Origin of the sequence: Cellulophaga sp. BC115SP, assembly GCF_009905545.1 — a bacterium.
Classification (GTDB): Bacteria; Bacteroidota; Bacteroidia; order Cytophagales; family Spirosomataceae; genus Flectobacillus; species Flectobacillus rivi.
This window is the reverse complement of record NZ_JAAALB010000027.1, coordinates 59,239-81,491: the sequence shown is the minus strand read 5'-3', so window position 1 is coordinate 81,491 and position 22,253 is coordinate 59,239. Positions and strand designations below refer to the sequence as shown.

Here is a 22,253-nt window from a genome sequence, read left to right as displayed (position 1 = left end):
AGTAACCGCAGCGGCGGCCGCAAAAAAATCAAGAATTTATAAACTCGCTTCGCTCAAACAGTATAAATTCATTGCTTACGCGAGCAAGTTTATGAAAGTTTAAACAGCTTCATTAATTTAGTGAATAGTAATTAAATGAGTGGTTATTTTATTTGTAGAGGCGTAATGCTTTTCCTCTTCTAAAAATGTATCATTCGAAAACATATTAAAAAAGCGGTCAAAAATAAATTTTTGACCGCTTTTTTTGATTTTACCATGCTAGATATAACTGGTTTTAAGACGCAATCATTGCGTCTCTACTGCTAGAATATTTAAAATAATCACTCACTCATCCACTAAATTTTTCAAAACTCCACACACAAAACTTATCACTTCAATCAGGATGGATATTCGATGTTATCGCCTAGCTGTTTGTATCCTTTTTCTTCAAAAAGTTTTTTCCAACCTTCTGAAATAAACCCGATACCATAGCCTACTAATTGAACATAAACAGCAATAATACTAAGCAAGCCAACTTGTAGACTTTTATTCTTCAAAGTCGAATCAATGAAATTTAGTAATGTATATATTGCAAAAGCCCCAATAGCCAGATAGAAAAATGGTTTGAACACCAACCCCCATAAAGGAATACTAAACAAGGCAAGGGTAAAGACCATAGGAAAAGTATGCACCAATTTGAGTTCTTTAGGAAAAAAGCGACTGATATTGATTCTTGCTTTCCCAAAAAATCTCAATTGTTTATAAAACTGTACAAAACTGGTTCTTCTTTTATGATAAATAAAAGCTTCAGGAATTAATCCCGACTTAAACCCCAAGCTAATAGCACGAATTGAAAACTCAATATCTTCGCCCATACGGGTAATAATGAAGCCTTGTGTTTTGCGATAAACTTCCTTCGACATACCCATATTAAAGCTTCGTGGATGAAATGTTCCACCAAGATTTTTTTTACTTCCTCTAATTCCCCCAGTTGTAAATAGTGAGGTCATTGAGTAGCTAATGGCTTTTTGGATAGGCGTGAAATTAGGATGGTCGCGGTCGGGACCTCCGTAAAGGTCTAGGAAATTGCTATTGAGTTGTTTTTCTACGATTTCCAGATAGTTAGGTTCTATCAGCGCATCGGAGTCTAGAATGATGAAATAATCGCCATTGGCATGCTTAAAACCTGTATTACGTGCAAACCCCTGACCTGTGTTTTGTTGTTGGATATATGTTATCTCTAGTTGAGAATGGTATTTCTCAACAATTTTATCAGCTTTTATAGCAGAGCCATCCTCTACTACGACCACTTCAAAAATTTTGTAGGTTTGTTTTGTCAGACAAGCTAGCAGTTCATCTAATTCGTCGGGACGGTTATATACAGGAATAATAATGGAATAATTTCGCATGGAAAAAGCGCTGTGCTCAAACAACAGTTATTTTTAATTTTTGTGTTGAAAAAAGAAAAGTGAGAGTTCAACAAGTTTATAGTAGTTGAGTAACCTTACATTTCAGACCACAAAATTACTCATTTTACATATTTTTTCTTCACTTTCAGCTCCCAATCACCAAAGCTTCCGTATAAAACCATTGAGCCAAATCTGAAATTATCAATAATTTCTTGTCCTTCTTCTACACTATCATAAAACTCTTTGTCAACTGGAATCTCAAAATCTACTGCGTTCATGGCATCTTTGATATGCTTTTTGATGCTTAATGATAAATGCGATTGTTTCAAACGGAGTTTGAGGATATACTTATGTGAATCACCACCGTTTTGGGCAGTGCGTAATTGCTCTTTCAAAGCACGATTTTCGTCACGAAGTTTATCTACTTCAGAATTTCCACAAGAAAAAAGTAGTAGACACACAAAAAAGGAAAGGAGATAGGGTTTCATATTGAAAGGAGAGGTTTGAAAAAAGGTCAGCAACATTGCTGACCTTCAATGGAAAATGATGGTAATATTCTTCTGATTATGAGCGGATTCTAATAGCCAATATACTATTAACAAATCACTTTTACTTATGCTAAGATTTCTTGGAAACTCTCGTAACTCGCATCCAAGATTTGAGCTACGTGTTCGTCTGTCAACGCAGTAGAGATAAACATTGCTTCGTATTGTGAAGGAGCCATATAGACACCTCTTTTCAGCATCGCATTAAAGAATTTACCGAATAGTGCAGTATCTGATGATTTTGCATCTTCAAAATTGTTTACAGGCTTATCCGTAAAGAATAAAGTAAACATTGAACCAACATGGTTGAGTGTATAGTTCAAACCAAGTTTTTGCATATTGGCACGAATACCAGATGTTAAGGTATTACCAACCGTTTCGATTCGCTCATATACTTCTGGATGCTCGTTCAAGTAAGTCAACATGGCTTGACCAGCCGCCATCGCAATGGGGTTTCCTGAAAGTGTACCTGCTTGATATACAGGACCCGCAGGCGAAACACAATCCATGATTTCTTTTTTACCACCGTAAGCACCAACTGGCATACCTCCGCCGATAATTTTACCCATGGTCGTCATATCAGGTGTTACACCACAACGTTCTTGGAAGCCGCCTTTAGCCAAGCGAAAACCAGTCATTACTTCATCAAAAATCAATACAATACCCTCTTTGTCGCAAATTTGGCGAAGCCCCTCTAAGAAGCCCTCCGCTGGTTTTACAAGACCCATGTTACCAACTACTGGCTCAAGAATAATACAAGCAATTTGACCTTGATTCGCGTCCACTAGCGTTTGTACAGCCGCTAGATCGTTATAAGGAGCCGTTAGTGTATCATTGGCTACACCTTTGGTAACGCCTGGACTGTCAGGATGTCCAAATGTAATTGCCCCAGAACCTGCTGCAATCAAAAATGAATCACCATGACCATGATAACAACCTTCGAATTTGATGATTTTGTCACGACCTGTATAACCACGTGCCACACGAATAGCCGACATTGTAGCCTCTGTACCAGAGTTTACCATACGTACTTTTTCAACAGAAGGTACGATTGAAGTAATGAGTTCTGCCATTTCTACTTCACGACGAGTAGGGGCACCATAAGAAAAACCTAACTGAATAGCATCGGCAACTGCTTTTTCGACCAACTCATTAGCATGACCCAAAATCATAGGTCCCCATGAGTTAATTAGTTCGATGAATGCATTTCCATCTTCATCGTAAAGGTAGGCACCTTTAGCAGATTTGATGAAAAGAGGATTTCCTCCAACGGCTCTAAAAGCTCTTACAGGTGAGTTTACACCGCCAGGGATGTAGTTTTTAGCTTTGTCGAAAAGTTCTTGGCTGTTTTTAGTAGTCATTTTGTCAAAAATTAATGCGATGGTAGCCCATGCACTATTTAGCTAATACAAATTTATAATTTTGGAAAGTAGTAATAGGTACTACTTGGTTATCTTGAGATTGCGTGTAATCGTATCCTGACGTTGAAAAAGATTGTTTGTAGGTATCTAAATCGTCTAACCCTTTTTTGAAGTTTATACCATATTTAGAAAGAACTCTACCCCAAAACAAAGTCATATCATATCCACAGAACGAATAATAGGAAGGAATGCTTCCATATTTGGCAAAATATTCTTTTTTAAATTTATCTACTTCTGGATTTTCGTTGTCGATAAACTCAGGATCAATACAGTAAATTTCTCTACCTGCTACGGTAGCGCCACTCAAATTACTTGATTGAAAAGCCTCAGCAGTGGTAACAAGTGGGGTTGATAAATCTTTCTGTAAAGCTGTGAGCATTGCCAAACCTGCTTTTTTGTCAGAAGTTGCCAAAAAAACATGGCTAAGTTTCTTATCAGGAATTTTGCTAGCAATCACTTCGGAGTTGGCGGTTACTTTCACAAATGCTTCAATATCATAACCCTTTTTAACGAGTACTTGTTTATAAGCTTCTGCTAACAAAGAATCTGTGCTAGATGAAGTATAGAAAATAGCAGCATTACGTCCTAAAAATGCCTGTTTTGTCACATATTCCGCCGCTTTGATGGCTTGCATTTTGACAGATGGTTGCGCTAAAAATGACTTATCGAAGATTTCTAAGAGTTTTTCATTATTAGAAATAGGGTTGATAAGCGGTATTTGATAACTCTCGCAATAGACATTTGCCAACTTGTTACTTTCTGAATATAGTGGGCCAACCAGTAAATCGGTAGTTTGGAAATAGGCATTATTCAATACTTCGAGCATTTGATCACCGTCGTTGGAAATATCATATACCTGAAGGTTAACATTAATTTTTTCCTTTTGTAATTGTGCTTTTGCCAGTTTTGCTCCTTGATACATATCTAAGACATATTGGTTGGAGCGACGTGGATGGTCAGGCGATAGCTCATCGATATTTACTGGAAGTAAAAAAGCAAAATTAAGAAATCCCTTATTCAAGCGATATTGCTGTAGGTCTTTGGTTGAAGACATTTCAGAAGATTTGGCTTGGATACGTTCTTTTAGCAATATTTCTTCAGGAAATTGTTCACTCAATGAGGTTAATTTTTTGGGGTCAGTAATTTCTGAAAGGAAATTTCTCTTCAGATCCTTTAAATCATTTTTAAGAGAATCGGAGTTAATGGCATTGGCAATCTGAAGTCCTTTTGCATAATCTTTATTCTCAAACGCAATGGTTGCATAGAGATAGGCTACTTCTTCATTTTTCTCCCAGTTTGGGTATCTTAATTGAAGATTCTGTAAACTAGATTCTGCTTCGGTATATTTTCCGACTTTGATGGCAGCCAAAGCTTGAAAATAATAAGAATAAGGAACAATAGGATTATTAAAACGAAGGTTACTTAACTGGCTAAAGGCGATTCTAGCTTTTTCAAAATCATTGTTTTGATAGAAAAGTAAGGCTTTTTGATACTGAGCTTCATATTCTGACAGATTATTTTGTGCCTGACTGAAGCCGTAGGATGATGCCCCAAGTAACACTCCTAACAATAATTTCTTCATAATTCATGGAATTTGTGATTGTACAAATATAATAAACTTTGACGAATGCCGATTAAGTTGGGGTAATTGATGACATTATTATTAAATTTACTATTGTCAACCTAAAATCACAAACTATTAATTATCCTCTTATGAATTTGAACTGGTACTATAAACATTTTAGAAATCTCAGCACGACAGAACTTTATCAAATCTTGCAGTTACGTTGCGAAGTGTTTATTGTGGAGCAAAATTGTCCGTTTCAAGATCTTGATGATAAGGACTTTAAATGTCATCACCTAATGGGATTTGATACTGAAACTCAACAGATTGTAGCCTATACTCGCATCGTTCCTCCAGGGCTATCCTATGAAGAGGCGTCTATTGGACGGGTGGTAACTTCTCCCAGAGTAAGAAAATATGGCGTAGGAAAGGAATTAATGAGAAATTCTATCGAATTGGCTGAAGAACTTTACGGCTCATCTATCAAGCTAGGAGCACAGTTGTATCTAAAGGGATTTTACGAATCTTTTGGCTTTGTTCAAACAAGCGAAATTTATCTCGAAGATGGTATTGAGCATATAGAAATGCTGAAAGATTGATTAATTTGAAAATTTGGTGATTTGAAGATTTGAAAATTAAAAAAAGGTCTTCATAGAGAAACAATCTATCTCTCTATGAAGACCTTTTTTTAGCTAATTATTTATATTAAATAGCAATTTTCAAATTATCGAATTTTCAAATTCTCAAATCAGATAATTATTTTTTCTTCTTCTTATCATCGTTTTGCTGTTTCTGCATTTCTTCAGCAGCTTTCATTTGCTTTTGCAAATATTCTGAAAAACGAGATTTTTTACCTCCACCAGCAGCGATTTTCTTACGATTGTCTTCCAAAATCTGTTTGATTTTATCTTCGTCAACAAACTTACGAATACCGATTTGTTGTAAAATCGTTACTAAGTTAGAGACAAAGTAATAGAAGCTCATACCTGCAGGAAGTGAGTTCATCACGAACATAAAGATTACTGGCGTGATATAAGCCATTTTCTTCATATCGATTGGCTGACCTACTTGATCTGGTGTATTTTGGTTGTTGTAATAACCGTATGCAATACTCGAAAGGGTCATCAACAAAGTAAATAAACTGACGTGGTTACCGTAAAAAGGAATGCTAAATGGCAAATCCCAAACAGAGTCATAAGTAGAAAGGTCATTTGCCCACAAGAATGCCTCCTGACGAAGGTTAATCAAGTTAGGGAACAACATAAATACCGCCATCAAAATTGGCATGGTAGCTAACACAGGCACACAACCACTCAATGGACTTACACCTACCTCACCATACAATTTCATTTGAGCTTGTTGCAATTTAGCTGCGTCGTCACCTATCTTTTCTTTGATAGCATTCAATTCTGGTTGAAGAATACGCATTTTTGCCATACTTACATACGATTTGTATGTCAATGGCAACAAGGCAAACTTAATTACCAATACCAAAGCAATAATCAATAAACCATAGTTGCTAAACACTGTTTCAAGAACATTGAACAATGGAACAAAAACATAACGTGTAATTGGTAAGAAAATATCATAACTCAATTTTACGTTACGACCAAATGCAGGAGCAATTTCTTTGATTTTGTTGTAGTCGTTTGGCCCAAAATACCATTGATATTGTCCTTTACCAGCTTTCATGTCTGCCAAAGAAACCTCCATGTTAGCACGTAATGTTTTGATATTAACCGAATCTTGTGGATTTGGTGTTGCCCAAATTTGTGCTTTAGTAATAGGAGTGTTTTTAGCAATAAAACCTGACAAGAAGTACTTTTTCTTGAAAGTCAACCAATTTAATGGCTTTTCAACTGTAGCATCGTTGGCACTTGTAGGGTTTTCTGTCAACTGGTCGAACTCTTCACCTTCAGCGATTAGGTAGTTAACAGTAGCCTTACGGTTTTCGTTTAAATCTTTTTCTGTAGGACGAACCTCTTCAATCCAATTGATTTTAGCAGTTTGGCTTTTCAACAAACCGTCCAATCCTTTGATTTGAGTATTTTGGTCAACTAAGAAACCTTCACCAGCCAAAGTATAAGTCTGTTCGATAGACTGACCGTTTGCTAGAGCCAATGTAAACGTTACAGATTGTTTTTGACCCTCAGCTACCACACCACCTTTTGATTGAGTAGTAAAGAACAACTTGTTGATGTCTACATTACCTTTTGTCGTAGCTAATTCAAAAGAAAGTTTGTCGAATGCTTCATCATAAATAGTCAATGGGTTTTCTTTATGAGCCGCAAAATCATTATATGTTTTGTAGTGCTTAAGCAATACTTGTTTTACTTTACCACCTTGCGTAGAGAAAGTAACTTTGATGTCTTTGTTTTCAAGAACCACATCTTGCGCTACACCAGTAGCCGCCGTCGCAAAATCACCCGCTGCGGCCTTCAAAGCTACAGTATCAGTGGTTGGAGCTACTGTTTTGTGTACAGTAGTTTGTGCAACTTGCGCCTTTTGTGCTTGTTTTGGTTCTTCTTTCGGAGCAAAGAAAAACTGGTACCCCAGCAACATCCCCATCAGCAATAATAGCCCCGTGACTTGATTTCTATCCATTTGGTATTTGTTTAAAAGTGCCTTTCATTTTTAAAAGGCTAGTTATTTTTGGAATTGTAGTATTTAAAAGTTTGACCTTGGTATCTGTGAGTCATCTCAAAAATAACTTTCGGTTCGTCTTTTCTTGTTAAATATTTAAAATCGAATGGTAAAGAAATAAAAATGCACCGCCTCGACTTTGGCGGTGCAAAATTACAAAGAACTTGGCTTTTTAGCTGTATTTTTTTACAAAAGGTTATTTACTTGTTCCTTTTGTTACTGGAGACGCATTTTTTAAAGCCGCTTTTACAAAATGTACGAACAACGGAGCAGGATTTACCACCGTTGATTTATATTCTGGGTGGAATTGAACACCAATAAAGAATGGATGATCTTTGATTTCAACAATCTCTACCAAACCAGAGTCTGTATTGATACCTGTAGGAACCATTCCAGCCGCTTTGATTTGTTCAAAATAATTATTGTTGAACTCATAACGGTGACGGTGACGCTCTTGGATATTCAATTTTCCGTAGATACTATGAGCCAATGAACCTTTCTCGATTTTACAACCATAAGCACCCAAACGCATTGTACCACCTTTGTTGGTAATATCCTTTTGCTCAGCCATGATGTCGATTACAGGATGTGCTGTTTCAGGATTCATTTCTGAAGAGTGTGCTTCAGCAAGTCCCAATACGTTACGAGAAAACTCGATTACGGCACATTGCATACCCAAGCAAATACCAAAGAATGGAATTTTGTGCTCACGGGCATATTTTACAGCGTTGATTTTACCTTCGATACCACGCTCACCAAAACCTGGCGCTACCAAGATACCATCTAAGTTGGCCAATCTGCTTTCATAACCAGCATCGATTAGCGTTTCAGAAGAAATCCAACGAATATTTACTTTTGTTTCACAAACCGCACCCGCATGAATAATTGCTTCAGCAATAGATTTATACGAGTCTTTCAATTCTACATATTTACCAACCAAACCGATAGTGATTTGTTCTGTAGGGTTTTTCAATTTACCCAAGAACGCTTTCCATTGGTCTAAGTCTGCATCACGGTCGTTGTAAATATCTAATTTGTACAATACTCTTGCGTCTAATTTTTCTTTACGCATCAATAAAGGTACATCATAGATAGTCTCAGCGTCCATAGCCTCAATCACATCGTTGGCAGATACGTTGCAGAATAGGGCAATTTTGCGACGCATATCTTGTGGAAGAGGATGCTCTGTACGACATACCAAAATATCAGGCTGAATACCAGATTCTGACAATTGACGTACTGAGTGTTGAGTTGGTTTTGTTTTAAGCTCACCCGCTGATGCCAAATATGGAACCAATGTTAGGTGTATAAACAACGTGTTTTTCTCACCTAAATCCCATTTTAATTGACGAGTAGCCTCAATAAATGGAAGTGACTCGATGTCACCCACGCAACCACCGATTTCAGTGATTACGACGTCGTATTCGCCAGTTTCGCCCAACAACAAGATGCTTCTTTTGATTTCATCCGTGATGTGAGGAACTACTTGAACGGTTTTACCCAAATAATCACCACGACGTTCCTTTGTGATTACATTGTAGTAAATACGACCAGTTGTAATGTTGTTTGCTTGTGAAGTTGGTACGCCCAAGAAACGCTCATAGTGACCCAAGTCAAGGTCAGTTTCAGCGCCATCGTTGGTTACATAACACTCCCCATGCTCATAAGGGTTAAGTGTACCCGGATCGATATTGATATACGGGTCAAATTTTTGAATAGTTACCGATAATCCTCTGGCTTGCAGAAGTTTTGCTAATGATGAGGCAATAATACCTTTGCCTAATGAAGAAGTCACACCGCCCGTAACAAAGATGTATTTCGCGGTTTTAGGTTGCCCTTTACCTGACATTGTAAGAAATGATTGATTTGTGAATTTTCCGATGAACGAAAGTTCATGGACGTTTCAGATTTCCCAAAGAAGATTTCATTTTAGAAAATCCGAAACTATGGTTACGGGATACAAAGGTAAGAAAATTACTTAGAACTCTAAGTGTAAAGGGGCTAAGTTTTTTTGAAGTGCCTGATTTTCAGGATAATATTTTTTTATTTTTTTTGAAGATACATTCTGCGAAAAATTTTACCTGATGATGGTCAGAAAACTCTTTCATCATGGTCTGATTTCCGACAGTTTTTGATTGACTTAACAAAAATTGTATTTTTTCTTGTAACTCTTCTTGATTATTTGGCTCTACGGTAATTCCCAGTTGATTTCTTCGGGTAAGTTCTCCCATCAAACCGTAATTATAAGTTAAGAGCGGTTTTTGAGCAAAAGCCGAGCGCACCATGATACCACTCATACCGATATGTTTTTGATACAAGCCCATAATTACATCAGAAAGGGCAAAGAATTGTTGAATTAGTTCGGGTTCTACGAAATAATCAACTTTAACAATTTGTAAGTGGTTTTCTGCTCCAACTGCTTTTAATTTTTCTTCAAAACGATCTTTTTCTTCCGCAGTCCAGCCGCCTACTAGCAGTAAGCAAGCATCTTGTCGCTGTTTTTGGGGTAATTGAAGCAATGCCTCCAGCGTTGGAATGATTCCTTTTCTTTCATCCAAAAAACCAAAAATAAGAAATACCTTACGATGCGGTTCAATGCCTAACTGTTGTCGGAGCAAAGCGGGAGCTTCCGCTGGGAATGGATAGGTTTTGACTGGGTCAGGCAAATACAATGATTTGTTGCTATGCCATTTTTCTTGAATATAATCGGTTGCATACGGATCAAGGCAATAAAGGTTGGTCAACTTTTTAGAAAAAAGTAACCCACGAAGCATCCATTTTTTACGAATAAAATTGATACGTTCTTTCCAAGAGTCGGGACGATAATTGGTTAGTGTAGTTCTAAAAAATATGCCAGAAAAAGTACAAGGAGCTTGATTACCTTTTTGTAAAATCGCTAATTGCAAATGGTCCAGATACATCAAAACACCATGTTTGGCTTGAAATACTGAAGCATATTTACAGAATAATCCCCATTCAAAATCTCCTCGTTTGATGACATTATTTTCTGCTTGATACTGCTGAAATTCTTCCTCAGAAATATATTTCCACTCAAAAACCGAAGCATCCACCGACGTTCTTTGGGTAAGATTGACGTGTTTTGTAGCAAAGATTGGACTGACCAAAGCTATTAATTTGATAGGCAGACGATGTTCTAACTGATATTCAATCAAATGTGCTAGATATTCAGAATGATGACCAGAAGCATCTAAATCAAATAATAAAATAGTCGGGAAAGGCATTTTGAGTTTTGAGTGAGGAGTTTTTAAATTATTGCAGATTTGGGATTTCTGATTTCGGAAAAATATTTCAAACACTTCCGAAATCAGAAATCTCAAATCCAAAATAACAAAGACACTTTGTCCCTATGTGCCTTTGCCACTTGGTGCCTATCTAGGCATTCATTAAGCTTTCGATTTCGTCAGCTTCCATTGGAATGCTTCCCATCAAATCGATATTACCATCCTCAGTAACAAGGATATTATTTTCGAGACGAACTCCCAGACCTTCTTCTTGGATATAAATCCCAGGCTCAATTGTAAATACCATTCCAGCCTCAAAACGACGGTAGCGACTCCATACATCATGCACATCCAAACCTAAGTGGTGTGATGTTCCGTGCATAAAGTATTTTTTGAATAAAGGAGATTCTGGATTTTGATTTTTTACATCAGTTTTATCAAACAAACCTAGTCCAATCAATTCAGATTCAATGAACATTTCTACTTCGTGTTGGTATTCACTCCATAAAACACCCACCTGCATGATAGATTTAGCGAATTTGAAAGCACGATGAACAGCATCATATACCGCACGCTGACGAGCTGTAAAACGACCATTGACAGGAATAGTACGCGTTAAGTCTGCATTGTAGTTAGCATATTCGGCTGCTACGTCCAACAACAACAAATCTCCATCTTTACAAATACGGCTGTTTTCGATGTAGTGCAATACACAAGCATTGGCACCTGAAGCGATAATTGGCTGATATGCAAATCCTTTTGAGCGATTTCTTACAAACTCATGGATAAGTTCTGCTTCTACTTCGTATTCTGTAACACCAGGTTTTACAAAATTCAAGAGTCTTCTAAAACCTAATTCTGTAATACGAATAGCTTCGTTGAGTTGCGCAATCTCTACAGGATTTTTGATAACACGTAAATGGTGCATCAATGGAGCCACACGCTCAAGACGGTGTAAAGGATAACGGTCTTTTACCCAGTTGATAAACTTCGCATCGCGTGTTTGTACCTCAGAGCTATTACGGATATGTTCGTTGGTATTGAGATAAATGGCTTCAGCCTCAAATACCAAGGTAGTCAAAACTTGCTCAAATTGGCTAGTCCAATAGATCGTCTCAATGCCAGAAACCTCTTTTGCGTGTTCTTTTGTGTATTTGTATCCTTCCCAAACCGCAATCACATCTGAAGTTTCACGTAGGAATAAAATTTCTCTCATACGTGGGTCTGGAGCATCTGGAAACAACAAAAGAATCGTTTCTTCTTGATCGATACCACTCAAATAAAACAAATCAGAGTTTTGTCTGAAGCCCATTGTACCGTCAGCATTGGTCGGCATAATGTCATTTGAGTTGAAAATCGCTATACCTTTTGGTTTCAATAGCTGGTTTAATCTAGCTCTGTTTGTTACAAACAGTTGACTATCTATCGGTAAGTATTTCATTGATGAGTGTTGTTGGTGTTATTTTTTTTCGCACAAATAAATAATCTCCTCCTTCGGAAGAGCATAGCGTTCTACTTTGTCTTTGGGCATTTCCATCACAAAACGGTCTTGTGTAACATGCCAACCACCTTGTTCGAGGCGTTTGTGGTAGTCACGACCAAAAATACGGAAGTGGTCATCTTGTTTGAAAAGACGCTCACGCTCTTTCGGGTCGGTGATGGTTTTATCTTCAAAAGTAGTTTCCAAGTTCCAGTCTTGTGGTGATTGCATAATACCCCAACCGTTTGGTTTTAGCACACGACGCATTTCTTGCATACAACGAATATCATCGTCGACGTGCTCCAATACGTGATTACAGAAAACTACATCGAAAGTATTGTCTTCGAAAGGAATATTGTGCAAGTCCATTTTTACTTTTGCCAAAGGCGACTCAATATCAGCGGTGATATAGTCCAAGTTTTTCATTTTTTCGAAACGGTCGATAAAACAATACTCAGGCGCCACATGCAAAACTTTAAGGTCAGCTTTGAAGAAATTAGTCTTTTGTTGAAGGTATAAATACATCAAACGGTGACGTTCGAGAGCAAGGCAGTTTGGACAAAGAGCGTTATCACGAGGCTCGAGACGACCATAAGGAACGAATTTCGAAAATGTAGAGCCACAAACTGTACATTCCACCTTATTACCTCGCAAAAAGAACGCATATAGGTTCATGGCAAAGTGACTAACTAATTGCAAATACTTACGAGGAATGTTTCGGAGTGTCCAGCTAATAATTTTTTTCATGGAAATGATGGTCAAATATATTTTTTGCAAAGGTAAAAAATGATTCCGAAATAAAATAGGAGGGAGAAATACTGTCTCGGTTTTATACAATTATATTCTCTAAAATGACGAATTTCCTAAATTAAGAGATTTTATCGATTACTTATATTCAATGTAAATGTTGTATTTTTACATCAGTAAAACAAAATATATAGCTATGGTACAATCTACTGATGAATGGGATGACATTGAAAAAGAAGAAGGAAATGAGGACATAAGTATTACAATTCCTTTTAACCCATCTGAGATAAACATTAAAATCATACCTAGAAATATTGGACAACTGGTAGAGTTGATGGAGGATGATCAGATATTAGTTCCTCGTTATCAAAGATTACCAAATCTATGGAGCAACACTAAGAAGAGTCGTTTTATAGAGTCTTTAATGCTAGATTTACCTATTCCATTATTCTATTTTGATGAAGCAGATGATAAAAGATGGTATGTGGTTGATGGGCTTCAAAGAATGAGTACATTGGAGCATTTTATGCTGGGTCGAGGTGAGGTTGGAAAAAATAAAGCCCATTTAGTTTTGGAGAACTTAGAGTTTTTAACACAGTACAATGGGAAAAAGTGGGAGGAGCTGCCCAAGGATGTAAAACGGACAATTAATTCAAATCAAGTAACCATCAACCTGATAGGGAAGGGGACACCAGACGAGGTTAAATACACCATTTTTAGCCGAATAAATCAGGGCGATGTACCACTTAAGGCACAAGAAATTCGTACAGCCCTCTTTCAGGGATACAGAGTAGATTTTTTGGAGTTTTTATTGAATGAACAACAAGAATCTGGAATATATTTTCGAAAAGCGACTGATAATTCTGTAAAGACAAAAAGACAAGAAGATTTAGATTTTGTTTCAAGATTTTTGGCATTTTATTTATTGGGTTTTACTACATACGAGCCAGATTTAGATAGATTTATAACAAAGGGAACACGTATTATTCCTAGCGATGAAAAAAAACTCAGCGAAATAAAAGCTAATTTTACTAAAGCGTTGAAGTTAGCTTTTAATATTTTTGGAACTGATGCTTTTAGGAAAAGGTTTAACGTCAATGACCCACGTAAACCTGTAAATAAGCCAATTTTTGAGGTAATTAGTGTTGCTTTTGCTAAATTATCTGAAGATGAAATGTCTCTTTTAGAATTAAGCTCGATGGAGTTTAGAACGAAATTCATAGAATTTTTAACCAATAATAAAAAATTTCTTGATGCTATAACTACTGGAACTGCAACTAAAGAAAGTGTTATAAATAGAAATACTGAGTTTAATACACTATTAACTACATTCATCAATGATAAAAGAGATAAAGCTTCAAAATTTTAAAAGTCATGCTGAAACTCTTGTTGAGTTTGGAAATTTAACCCTTTTATGTGGTGCTAATGGAGTAGGTAAATCTTCGTCCTTACAAGCTCTTTTGTTGCTACGAGATAACTATATTAAAGAACGGAATTTTGAAAATCTAGATTTGAAATCTAACTCCGTTAAAATTGGCACTGCAGGAGATGCTATTTATCAATATGCAGAAGAGGATGGCTTTACTTTTTATTTCTCGACTTCTATTGACAACTATTTTTTTAAGTATTCAGCCGAAAAGGAAGAGGCAAAAGTAAAAAGTTTTATTAGTCTTGCCAGATCTAGTTCAAATAGTAAGATTGATGATGAGAGTCTATTTTCCTACAAATTTCAATACATAAGTGCCAACAGACTTGGTCCACAAGAGCAATATTCCAAAGATGATAAAATTGTAGATATTCGACGACAAATATCAGAAATGGATGGAAAAGCTGAGTACTTTGTCCATTTTCTGAATCAGTATAGAAATTTAACAGTAGCTCAAGCTCTATGTATTAAAAGCGATTATGATGATTTGTTTTCTCAGGTAATAGCATGGGAACAAGAAATAAGTAGCGGAATTAATGTGGATATAAGAGATCAAGGAAAACTCGGTTTCACGCTAAAATATTCCTTTGAGACTAGTCGAGGAAGTACAGGTAAAACTAATTTATTCGAAGCATCGAACGTAGGGTTTGGTATTAGTTATGTGATGCCAATCATTATAGCCATTCTTTCAGCAGAGCCTGACGCTTTGCTAATAATAGAAAACCCAGAGGCTCACCTACATCCACATGGTATATCTAAACTCACTGAGTTGATATGTCTTGCTGCTGAGTTAGGAATACAAATTGTTATTGAAACACATAGTGATCATGTTATCAATGGGGTATTGGTACAATGTAAAAAATTTGAAGAAAAGAAGGGGGGAGTTTCAAAGGATAATGTAAAAATTTACCATTTTGATCGTGACGAAACTAATCATTGTACTATAGCTAGTAAGATTATGCTAGAAAATGGTGGAAGGTTACGATATCCACCCAAAGGTTTTTTTGACCAATTTACAATTGATAGAAAGTTTTTAATGGGATTTTAATGAACAACGAATTTAGATTCTACATCCATTCTGAAATGTTCGATGATGAACATTTTACGATTGAAAATTTTGAGGCATATAAAAGGGCTACTTATTCAATTTTAGAGGTTGCTAGACAGCTAAAGGCTGATATTTATTTTGCTTCTGAAGACCTAGAAAGGCTCGCTGAAAAATTTGCAGAAATTAGTGGTATGGAGGGATTTGATGAATATATACAAAGTCCACAAGATTATTTAGAAATTTTGTTTAGGGATGCAATACCTCATACATCTAGGAGTTTGTATTTTGAAATAGTCTTTAATGAAAAACAGTCTAGTTTAGCATTTTATTCTGGCAGTAAGTGTTTGCATTGTGAGACAGATGCCAATCATGTCGTCATTTCAAGGAATTTGTCAGGGGAAGATAATTTACTTAAAATAGATTCAGAAAATGAATTTGAAAAAGTAAAAATTAATTATTTCCATTCAAATGATTTGCTTTGGAAATTTATCAATAGTATGCTACCTAAGCGTATTTATCATTTTTCTTCTAAGCATGGTAATATTCAGAGAGTAGCAAATTCGCCAAAAAAAAGTGAGCAAGCTTCACGATTGAAATGTAGTGATGAGGAAGCACAAAACTTATTAGACAATGCAATTTTTGATTTGCGAGAAACCCCTTGGTGTTATATTTTTGATGATACTGTTGATACATACTTAGTATTTCCATTTGAAGGAGATAATCCACAGAACCAGTATCATGCTTTCCATTTGGAGGATGAAAAACAATGGAATAAAGTTCCTAAATCAATACGAGAGTTCTTTAAAAAATAAAAACCAACTTGTACTTTACTTTATGTCTTTATTGAAGTTATCTCCAACAAAGGCATAAAATCACAAAAGCGGTCGAAAAACTCATTTCGACCGCTTTTGTTTTATCTCAAATAATCAAGAATATATTAAGCTTTCTGAATACGATTAGTCAAATAAATACCTGCTAACGTAAGTCCACTGCCAAAACCTGCTAACATTAATTTGTCATCAAGTTGTACTTTCCCGTTTTGGATACCGTTGTACCAAGCAATTGGGATAGAGGCTGCTGAGGTATTTCCGTAGTTGACAACGCTCTCCAAGCATTTTTCAATAGGAAAATCCATCTGTGAGCAAGCGGCTTCCAAAATACGAATATTTGCACTGTGAGGAATCATCCAATCGATTTGATCTGTGGTGATACCATTTTTTTCTGCCAATTTGCTAATATTAGCAGGGAGGTTCGATACAGCCCACTTGAATACGGTACGTCCATTTTGGTGGATTTTTCCGTTGTAATCTATCTGCTCAAAATTGATGGGAGCTGGTTGATTCGATAAATACAAATCTTTTCCTAAGTCGCCGTTGGTTGTCGAAATAGATTTATGTAGATATTGCGTTTCTGAACTTTCTACTAATACTGCTCCAGCGCCATCACCAAACAACACACAACTGGTACGGTCAGTAAAATCTGAAATTTTTGAAAGCGTTTCGCCACCGATAACCAATACCTTTTGGTAGTCGCCTGTTGCAATTAAGCCTTTGGCCACAATCAAACCATACGCAAAACCTGCACAACCAGCAGATATGTCCATACAGCCCGCATTTGGGATACCCAAACGACTTTGTACTTGGCTCGCCATACTAGGAAAGGCTTGTTCTGGTGTACTAGTGGCTACAATCACAAAGTCAATGTCTGCAAGATTCTTTTGATAATTGTCAGCCAAGTTTTGAGCCGCTTTTACACACAAATCACTGGTATATTCGGTTTCTGAGCTGTAATAGCGAGTATTAATCCCTGTTCTGCTCACTATCCATTCGTCGGTGGTTTCTAAAAATTGCTCGAAATAGTGGTTGTCGATTTTCTTTTCAGGAAGATACACCCCGATAGAATCAATAATTGCATTCATAATGACTTGTTTTTGAATTGTTTGAATACACATACCGAATGGTATGTGGTACTACAAATTTTTTTTAGAGGCGGATTTGTTCAATAATAGCCGACTCAATATGATTAGCGATATTTACAATGTAATTTTTATTTTGGGTAATCAAAGACATGAATATTCCTCCTTCAATCATAGAGTAAATATTGGTAGCTAAGGTATGTGCGTCAGTAGCTTCTTTGATTTCTTTGTGCTTAATGCCATGGGTGATAATAGTGGCAGTATTTTGGATAAGCCTATCACAAATTTTACGAGCCTCCTCAAACAAAATTGGATTGTTGAAACGAGCATCAACTCCCAAATTAAGAAGCGGACAACCCCCTCTTTCAGAAGCTAATTCATAATAGTATTCTTTGAAATAATAGGTCATGCCATAAAGCTTATTGATTGCGCCTTTACGTTCAATGACTACATTATTTAGAGGTTTTACCAATTTTTTTACATTCAAATGAAAAGCTTGAAATGCTAAATCTTCTTTGTTTCTGAAGTAAAAATATACCGCTCCTTTGGTGAGATTGGTAGCCTTGGTAATCTCAGAAAGCGACGTGCCATTGTAGCCTTTTTTGTTAAAAAGAGGAGCTACTTTTTCGAGTATGTATTCTTGCGTCGTTTCCATGGATTGTAAATATAGGAAAAAAAATAATTCACATACCAATCGGTATGTGAATTATTTTTTCTGGTTAAAGAAAAGTAACATGTTCTAACATAAAACTTTAAAGAGAGAACTATTAAAAAAGGCCTCACACAAAATTTTACCCACATATAAGATACTAGAGAATCAAGAACCTATTTTTCTGAAAAAAATTAATCTTAAATAGGTCTACAAATCACATTTTGTTGCAATAAAAGTGTCTCTTTTTTGTTCTAGTAAAGTAGTAAAACTTAATCCTCAACAACTTATACATATATTTTATGAAAGATACCGTCTTTGCTAACTGGACCTTATCTAAACTTTTGAGCAAAAAACAATCTCTAAAGTTTTATGTTAACACTTTTTTTGTATTCCAAATTACATTGGTACTTACATCAGTATATCTTATCTCTTCTGTCAACAAACCGGGTTGGATTGCTCCCTTAATTTTGTTGAACGTAGGGATACAGCTATATCGCAACAAACATAGACTGCAATTGAAAATGGTAGAGGAGGAGATTTATTCAAGAAGAAAGTAATTGTATAATACTTCGTTATTTTTCCCAAAAAAAGGCGGTTGAAAAATTAATTTCAACCGCCTTTTTTGATACTAAATTTCAAAATGACACCTCTCTAGACGCAAAGCATTGCGTCTCTACTGGTCAAATTCATATTAATCACTAAATCACTCAATCCCAATTCACTCAATCAAGAAAGATTCATGTATTTTGGAAAAATGGAGCCTTCGTGATGACTAAATTTTACCTTTATTCTCCTAGCAAAGCAACTGCTTTGTCTATTTGATCACAGTATTTATTAAGCACTGATGACACAATCTCAATACCTTTTTCTGCATCTTTCCATTTTCTTTGCTCGATAGACTCACGTACAGAAGGAATTGTTTTTACACCATATCCCGTAAAAAATCCAGGAGCATAAATTTGGTGTTTGTACCACGGACGATTCGGTAAACCTTCTGGCAGGGTCAAGGTTCTTTCAATCGTATAGAGAAGTTGGTTCAATGCCTCAAGCTTCGCTGGCGCTAATTTATTGCTGTTTTTTACCACAGAAGCGTAAGCATTAGCACTTTTGTTGAGACGATTCAAACTATTTTCGAGCGGCGCAAAATTGATATAAGGAACCTCCTCATAAGTTTTCACAACAATCGGTTCGTTCGGGTCAGCGGCTGCCGCAAAATGTCCTTCTTTTACCAGACGATTATTTTCTTCAGTTTTGCTACGAATATTTTCTAGTAAAGCTTTTACCTCTGTGCCATAGTTTTGAAGCGTATTTGAAAAGTTTTGGAACTCGAAGGGCAATACATCGGCATTTGCTAGTCGCAAAACAGTTCTTCCCATGGTTTTGGCCAACGTTACACCATAAGCAAAGTCTGGGTCTTTGAAACGAGTGTAATGGTCAAAAGAATCATAAATAGAATGGTATTCGCCTCCTTCATCTTCGCCACCATACCCCACATTCATAGCAGATACACCCAAATGTTGTAAAAATGGGGTAAAATCAGAACCAGAACCCAAGGCACCAATACGAATATCTCCGCGACTTAAAGCTTCTTTTTTGCTTTCGCCAGAGCCATTGACCAAAATATACGAACGTAAACGGTCATAAACACTGATGTTTTTTTGTGGGTCGATAACATCTCGGCTTACTTGGTTAAAGAATTTTTCTAATGTGTGCGAACCGCCAGCAGACAGAAAACCACGTCCATTACCATCTGAGTTAAGATATGCTACCGCTTTTTTCTGCAATTCTGCGCGGTTGGCCTCAGCCCATTCGGTTGAGCCTAACAAACCTGGCTCTTCACCGTCCCAAGCACAAAATACCAAGGTTCTTTTTGGCTTCCAGCCTGTTTTTGCCAATTCTCCAATGGCACGAGCTTCTTCCATTACGGCAACCATACCACTCAAAGGATCGGCTGCGCCAAATACCCAAGCATCATGGTGATTACCTCTGAGAATCCATTGATCAGGAAATTCTGAACCTTTCATTACAGCAATAACATTGAACAAAGGTTCTACTTTAAAATCAAATTGGAGCTTTAAATGCACTTTGGCAGCTCCCGGACCCACATGATAGGCAATAGGTAAGCCTCCTCTCCACGATTCTGGCGCTATTCTTCCATCTAATGCTTTGAGTAGGGGCAAGGCATCGCCATAAGAAATAGGCAATACGGGAATTGTCATGATGGTTGTCGCATCTTTTACTTCCAATCTTTTGGCATCTTTGGTATCTCCATAACCTGGCGTTAGCGGGTCACCTGGCGCAACTGGCAGGTCTAACACCGAGCCACGTTGAGCGCCAGCTTCTGGTCTGAAGGGACCTTTTGGATATACATCGCCCTGACCATAACCATCGTCTTTGGGGTCGGAGTAAATGATACATCCCACAGCGCCTTTTTCGGCAGCTAATTTAGGTTTTAAGCCACGCCAAGAACCGCCATATCGCACAATCACGATTTTTCCCTTCACACTAACCCCTATTTTTTCGAGTACTTCATAGTCATCAGGACGACCAAAGTTGACATAAACTAATTCAGCGGTTACATCACCGTCTGCTGAAAAGCAATTGTAAGTCGGCAAATGATCTTTGAGCTGGTTGGAAGTACCATCTTCTTTAAGCATAGGTTCGACCAAACTGGCTTTGAAAATCGTAGGACTTACCAAACTAACTTCACGAACTTTGGGCGTTGGGAAAAGCGTGTACAAGGTATCAATTCGAGCCTCAAATCCCCACGATTTAAACAAATCGCGCATATACACAGCATTCGCACGGTTGTGTGGCGAGCCTACGTAATGAGGTTTTGAGCTCATAAACTTCATCCAAGTACGCAGGTTTTGGGCGTTGAGTTGAGCATCAAATTTGGCTTCTAATTCTTTTTCGGAAGCAGTACCTTTTTCCGAGAATCCGAGGAGGTTTTGAGCCGACGAGGTAAGTTGTCCTAGGCACAAAAATCCTAGGAGTGTAATCAGTTTTTTCATGATAAGTTATGATGAAGAAAAGTGAACATAATCGCCGAAGAATAAGTCAAATTCGGTATTAGTAAAGATAAGAAGTTTATCGATTGACAAAAGGATTAAATACCCTAAAGTTCGGAAAGAAGAGAAATTAGTATATGGTTTTGCTGATAATCACTTTTTCAATGTACGAACAACTATATTTTTTATAACTTGAAGTTCATTATATCACGACTAAACTAAATCACATATCACCATGAAAAAAGAAACCTATTCAGACTTATCCATTGAAGCATTGCAAGCTAAAGAAAAAACATTTAAGACAACATTTTATACTACCCTTATCCTTCAAATTATTTTAGCAGTATTGACTATTTATTTGGCCATCGTAAAAAAACAATTTGCTTTCATTGCCATATCTTCAGGCGTCTTACCATCTTTGATTTTTATATATCAAAACCTTAAAAAAGTTCAAGAAGAAATTAAAAACCGTATTTAGTAATGTTCAAAAATTTAGGATTTCAGGAATACCTATCTATTGGGTATCTTTATTTGTTGATATTAGGCGTCGTTAGCGAGTCTATTTTTTACAAAATGTTGGGTATCAATATCCTTTATTTTGCCTCTTTGTCAGATATTCTAACCGCTCCATTAACCTTACTCATGAGCCATTGGCTGATTCCTGTTACCATTTTAGGAATGGTTTTACTACTGGTGCTAGTGAATAAATTGAGCGAAAAGTTTAACGCAAAACATGACAAAGAGCAAGCGATGAATTTACTTATCCTCTGTACTGGACTTATCTTTTTTGGTTTTTTTATTGGGATCGAACTGGGAAGAGGCACCAAGCAAAAGAGTCTTATTGCCGAAGGTAAAACTAAGCCTAATTACCAAATTACTTTTGATGACGGACAAACCCAGAAAGTGACCATTATAGGGCAAAATTCTACCTATCTGTTTTATGTTCCAGAAAAGGGCAAAAAGCTCATCATTGCACTGATTGATAGTAATGTGAAAAGGATGGAGGTTTTGTAGCGAGAATCTTCTTCAGAACCTGATAAATTGTTATTGGTTAATATGGTCAGCTATTTGTATATCTTCATAGCTCGTAGCTATTATAACATTTTTTAACATATAAACACTAAAATAAAGCACTTATCCTGTCGTTGCATAGAATAGCTAGATTTATATT

Annotated in this window: 19 protein-coding genes; 7 read left to right on the top strand and 12 right to left on the bottom strand. The window is 36.7% G+C overall.

Going from position 1 to position 22,253, the window contains the following annotated elements:
- Positions 1-377: 377 nt before the first annotated feature.
- The 4 genes from GVN22_RS18150 to GVN22_RS18135 all read right to left on the bottom strand — a co-directional run bounded on the left by GVN22_RS18150 (position 378) and on the right by GVN22_RS18135 (position 4,936).
- Entirely contained in the window at positions 378-1,388 is a 1,011-nt protein-coding gene (locus tag GVN22_RS18150; protein WP_166552427.1) for a glycosyltransferase family 2 protein, read from the bottom strand.
- Between the two features lie 119 nt (positions 1,389-1,507).
- Positions 1,508-1,876, bottom strand: coding sequence for a hypothetical protein (locus GVN22_RS18145; RefSeq protein ID WP_166552426.1), 369 nt, complete (start codon positions 1,874-1,876; stop codon positions 1,508-1,510).
- Between the two features lie 125 nt (positions 1,877-2,001).
- Positions 2,002-3,294 (bottom strand): glutamate-1-semialdehyde 2,1-aminomutase, encoded by a 1,293-nt coding sequence (hemL, locus tag GVN22_RS18140; protein WP_166552425.1) that lies wholly within the window; start codon positions 3,292-3,294, stop codon positions 2,002-2,004.
- A gap of 34 nt (positions 3,295-3,328) precedes the next feature.
- Positions 3,329-4,936, bottom strand: a complete 1,608-nt coding sequence (locus GVN22_RS18135) for an ABC transporter substrate-binding protein (RefSeq protein ID WP_166552424.1) — start codon at positions 4,934-4,936, stop codon at positions 3,329-3,331.
- Between the two features lie 131 nt (positions 4,937-5,067).
- Between GVN22_RS18135 and GVN22_RS18130 the strand changes: the two genes are divergently transcribed.
- On the top strand, positions 5,068-5,517 hold the full coding sequence (locus GVN22_RS18130; protein ID WP_166552423.1) for a GNAT family N-acetyltransferase: 450 nt from the start codon (positions 5,068-5,070) through the stop codon (positions 5,515-5,517).
- Between the two features lie 157 nt (positions 5,518-5,674).
- Here GVN22_RS18130 and yidC read toward each other — a convergent pair whose 3' ends face one another.
- The 5 genes from yidC to GVN22_RS18105 all read right to left on the bottom strand — a co-directional run bounded on the left by yidC (position 5,675) and on the right by GVN22_RS18105 (position 13,030).
- Complete coding sequence (gene yidC, locus GVN22_RS18125; RefSeq protein WP_166552422.1) at positions 5,675-7,522, bottom strand: membrane protein insertase YidC; 1,848 nt, start codon at positions 7,520-7,522, stop codon at positions 5,675-5,677.
- Between the two features lie 235 nt (positions 7,523-7,757).
- Positions 7,758-9,410 (bottom strand): CTP synthase, encoded by a 1,653-nt coding sequence (locus GVN22_RS18120; protein WP_166552421.1) that lies wholly within the window; start codon positions 9,408-9,410, stop codon positions 7,758-7,760.
- Between the two features lie 178 nt (positions 9,411-9,588).
- Positions 9,589-10,803 (bottom strand): glycosyltransferase, encoded by a 1,215-nt coding sequence (locus GVN22_RS18115; protein ID WP_166552420.1) that lies wholly within the window; start codon positions 10,801-10,803, stop codon positions 9,589-9,591.
- Positions 10,804-10,954: 151 nt separating this feature from the next.
- The gene (locus GVN22_RS18110) at positions 10,955-12,244 is read right to left on the bottom strand and encodes an aminopeptidase P family protein (RefSeq protein WP_166552419.1); all 1,290 of its coding nucleotides are present in this window, start codon (positions 12,242-12,244) and stop codon (positions 10,955-10,957) included.
- An 18-nt stretch (positions 12,245-12,262) separates the two neighbouring features.
- Positions 12,263-13,030, bottom strand: coding sequence for a class I SAM-dependent methyltransferase (locus GVN22_RS18105; RefSeq protein WP_166552418.1), 768 nt, complete (start codon positions 13,028-13,030; stop codon positions 12,263-12,265).
- A 196-nt stretch (positions 13,031-13,226) separates the two neighbouring features.
- Between GVN22_RS18105 and GVN22_RS18100 the strand changes: the two genes are divergently transcribed.
- Genes GVN22_RS18100 through GVN22_RS18090 form a run of 3 tightly spaced genes read left to right on the top strand, consistent with a single transcriptional unit; the run spans position 13,227 to position 16,316 of the window.
- The gene (locus GVN22_RS18100; RefSeq protein ID WP_166552417.1) at positions 13,227-14,399 is read left to right on the top strand and encodes a DUF262 domain-containing protein; all 1,173 of its coding nucleotides are present in this window, start codon (positions 13,227-13,229) and stop codon (positions 14,397-14,399) included.
- A complete protein-coding gene (locus tag GVN22_RS18095; protein WP_166552416.1) occupies positions 14,368-15,504 on the top strand; it encodes a DUF3696 domain-containing protein in 1,137 nt (378 codons plus the stop codon). The genes GVN22_RS18100 and GVN22_RS18095 overlap by 32 nt, the downstream gene beginning before the upstream one ends.
- A gap of 35 nt (positions 15,505-15,539) precedes the next feature.
- Positions 15,540-16,316, top strand: a complete 777-nt coding sequence (locus GVN22_RS18090) for a hypothetical protein (protein ID WP_166552415.1) — start codon at positions 15,540-15,542, stop codon at positions 16,314-16,316.
- A gap of 125 nt (positions 16,317-16,441) precedes the next feature.
- Here the strand turns inward: GVN22_RS18090 and GVN22_RS18085 are convergent, their stop codons facing one another.
- Positions 16,442-17,422 carry a ketoacyl-ACP synthase III gene (locus tag GVN22_RS18085; protein WP_166552414.1) on the bottom strand — a complete coding sequence of 327 codons (981 nt, stop codon included), beginning with the start codon at positions 17,420-17,422 and terminating at the stop codon, positions 16,442-16,444.
- A 64-nt stretch (positions 17,423-17,486) separates the two neighbouring features.
- Positions 17,487-18,074, bottom strand: a complete 588-nt coding sequence (locus GVN22_RS18080; protein ID WP_166552413.1) for a TetR/AcrR family transcriptional regulator — start codon at positions 18,072-18,074, stop codon at positions 17,487-17,489.
- A 296-nt stretch (positions 18,075-18,370) separates the two neighbouring features.
- Here GVN22_RS18080 and GVN22_RS18075 point away from each other — a divergent pair, with 296 nt between their 5' ends.
- Entirely contained in the window at positions 18,371-18,628 is a 258-nt protein-coding gene (locus tag GVN22_RS18075) for a hypothetical protein (RefSeq protein WP_166552412.1), read from the top strand.
- A gap of 228 nt (positions 18,629-18,856) precedes the next feature.
- On the opposite strand, the gene GVN22_RS18070 is transcribed toward GVN22_RS18075, so the two are convergent.
- The gene (locus GVN22_RS18070) at positions 18,857-21,085 is read right to left on the bottom strand and encodes a transferrin receptor-like dimerization domain-containing protein (protein WP_166552411.1); all 2,229 of its coding nucleotides are present in this window, start codon (positions 21,083-21,085) and stop codon (positions 18,857-18,859) included.
- Positions 21,086-21,317: 232 nt separating this feature from the next.
- On the opposite strand from GVN22_RS18070, the gene GVN22_RS18065 reads away from it, so the two are divergent.
- On the top strand, positions 21,318-21,560 hold the full coding sequence (locus GVN22_RS18065; RefSeq protein WP_166552410.1) for a hypothetical protein: 243 nt from the start codon (positions 21,318-21,320) through the stop codon (positions 21,558-21,560).
- Positions 21,561-21,562: 2 nt separating this feature from the next.
- The gene (locus tag GVN22_RS18060; protein WP_166552409.1) at positions 21,563-22,096 is read left to right on the top strand and encodes a hypothetical protein; all 534 of its coding nucleotides are present in this window, start codon (positions 21,563-21,565) and stop codon (positions 22,094-22,096) included.
- Positions 22,097-22,253 lie beyond the last annotated feature (157 nt).

Bases quoted from the DNA above. Each gene is read 5' to 3' on its own strand.
- GVN22_RS18150 (WP_166552427.1), bottom strand. From the start codon at position 1,388: ATGCGAAATTATTCCATTATTATTCCTGTATATAACCGTCCCGACGAA.
- GVN22_RS18145 (WP_166552426.1), bottom strand. From the start codon at position 1,876: ATGAAACCCTATCTCCTTTCCTTTTTTGTGTGTCTACTACTTTTTTCT.
- hemL (WP_166552425.1), bottom strand. From the start codon at position 3,294: ATGACTACTAAAAACAGCCAAGAACTTTTCGACAAAGCTAAAAACTAC.
- GVN22_RS18135 (WP_166552424.1), bottom strand. From the start codon at position 4,936: ATGAAGAAATTATTGTTAGGAGTGTTACTTGGGGCATCATCCTACGGC.
- GVN22_RS18130 (WP_166552423.1), top strand. From the start codon at position 5,068: ATGAATTTGAACTGGTACTATAAACATTTTAGAAATCTCAGCACGACA.
- yidC (WP_166552422.1), bottom strand. From the start codon at position 7,522: ATGGATAGAAATCAAGTCACGGGGCTATTATTGCTGATGGGGATGTTG.
- GVN22_RS18120 (WP_166552421.1), bottom strand. From the start codon at position 9,410: ATGTCAGGTAAAGGGCAACCTAAAACCGCGAAATACATCTTTGTTACG.
- GVN22_RS18115 (WP_166552420.1), bottom strand. From the start codon at position 10,803: ATGCCTTTCCCGACTATTTTATTATTTGATTTAGATGCTTCTGGTCAT.
- GVN22_RS18110 (WP_166552419.1), bottom strand. From the start codon at position 12,244: ATGAAATACTTACCGATAGATAGTCAACTGTTTGTAACAAACAGAGCT.
- GVN22_RS18105 (WP_166552418.1), bottom strand. From the start codon at position 13,030: ATGAAAAAAATTATTAGCTGGACACTCCGAAACATTCCTCGTAAGTAT.
- GVN22_RS18100 (WP_166552417.1), top strand. From the start codon at position 13,227: ATGGTACAATCTACTGATGAATGGGATGACATTGAAAAAGAAGAAGGA.
- GVN22_RS18095 (WP_166552416.1), top strand. From the start codon at position 14,368: ATGATAAAAGAGATAAAGCTTCAAAATTTTAAAAGTCATGCTGAAACT.
- GVN22_RS18090 (WP_166552415.1), top strand. From the start codon at position 15,540: ATGTTCGATGATGAACATTTTACGATTGAAAATTTTGAGGCATATAAA.
- GVN22_RS18085 (WP_166552414.1), bottom strand. From the start codon at position 17,422: ATGAATGCAATTATTGATTCTATCGGGGTGTATCTTCCTGAAAAGAAA.
- GVN22_RS18080 (WP_166552413.1), bottom strand. From the start codon at position 18,074: ATGGAAACGACGCAAGAATACATACTCGAAAAAGTAGCTCCTCTTTTT.
- GVN22_RS18075 (WP_166552412.1), top strand. From the start codon at position 18,371: ATGAAAGATACCGTCTTTGCTAACTGGACCTTATCTAAACTTTTGAGC.
- GVN22_RS18070 (WP_166552411.1), bottom strand. From the start codon at position 21,085: ATGAAAAAACTGATTACACTCCTAGGATTTTTGTGCCTAGGACAACTT.
- GVN22_RS18065 (WP_166552410.1), top strand. From the start codon at position 21,318: ATGAAAAAAGAAACCTATTCAGACTTATCCATTGAAGCATTGCAAGCT.
- GVN22_RS18060 (WP_166552409.1), top strand. From the start codon at position 21,563: ATGTTCAAAAATTTAGGATTTCAGGAATACCTATCTATTGGGTATCTT.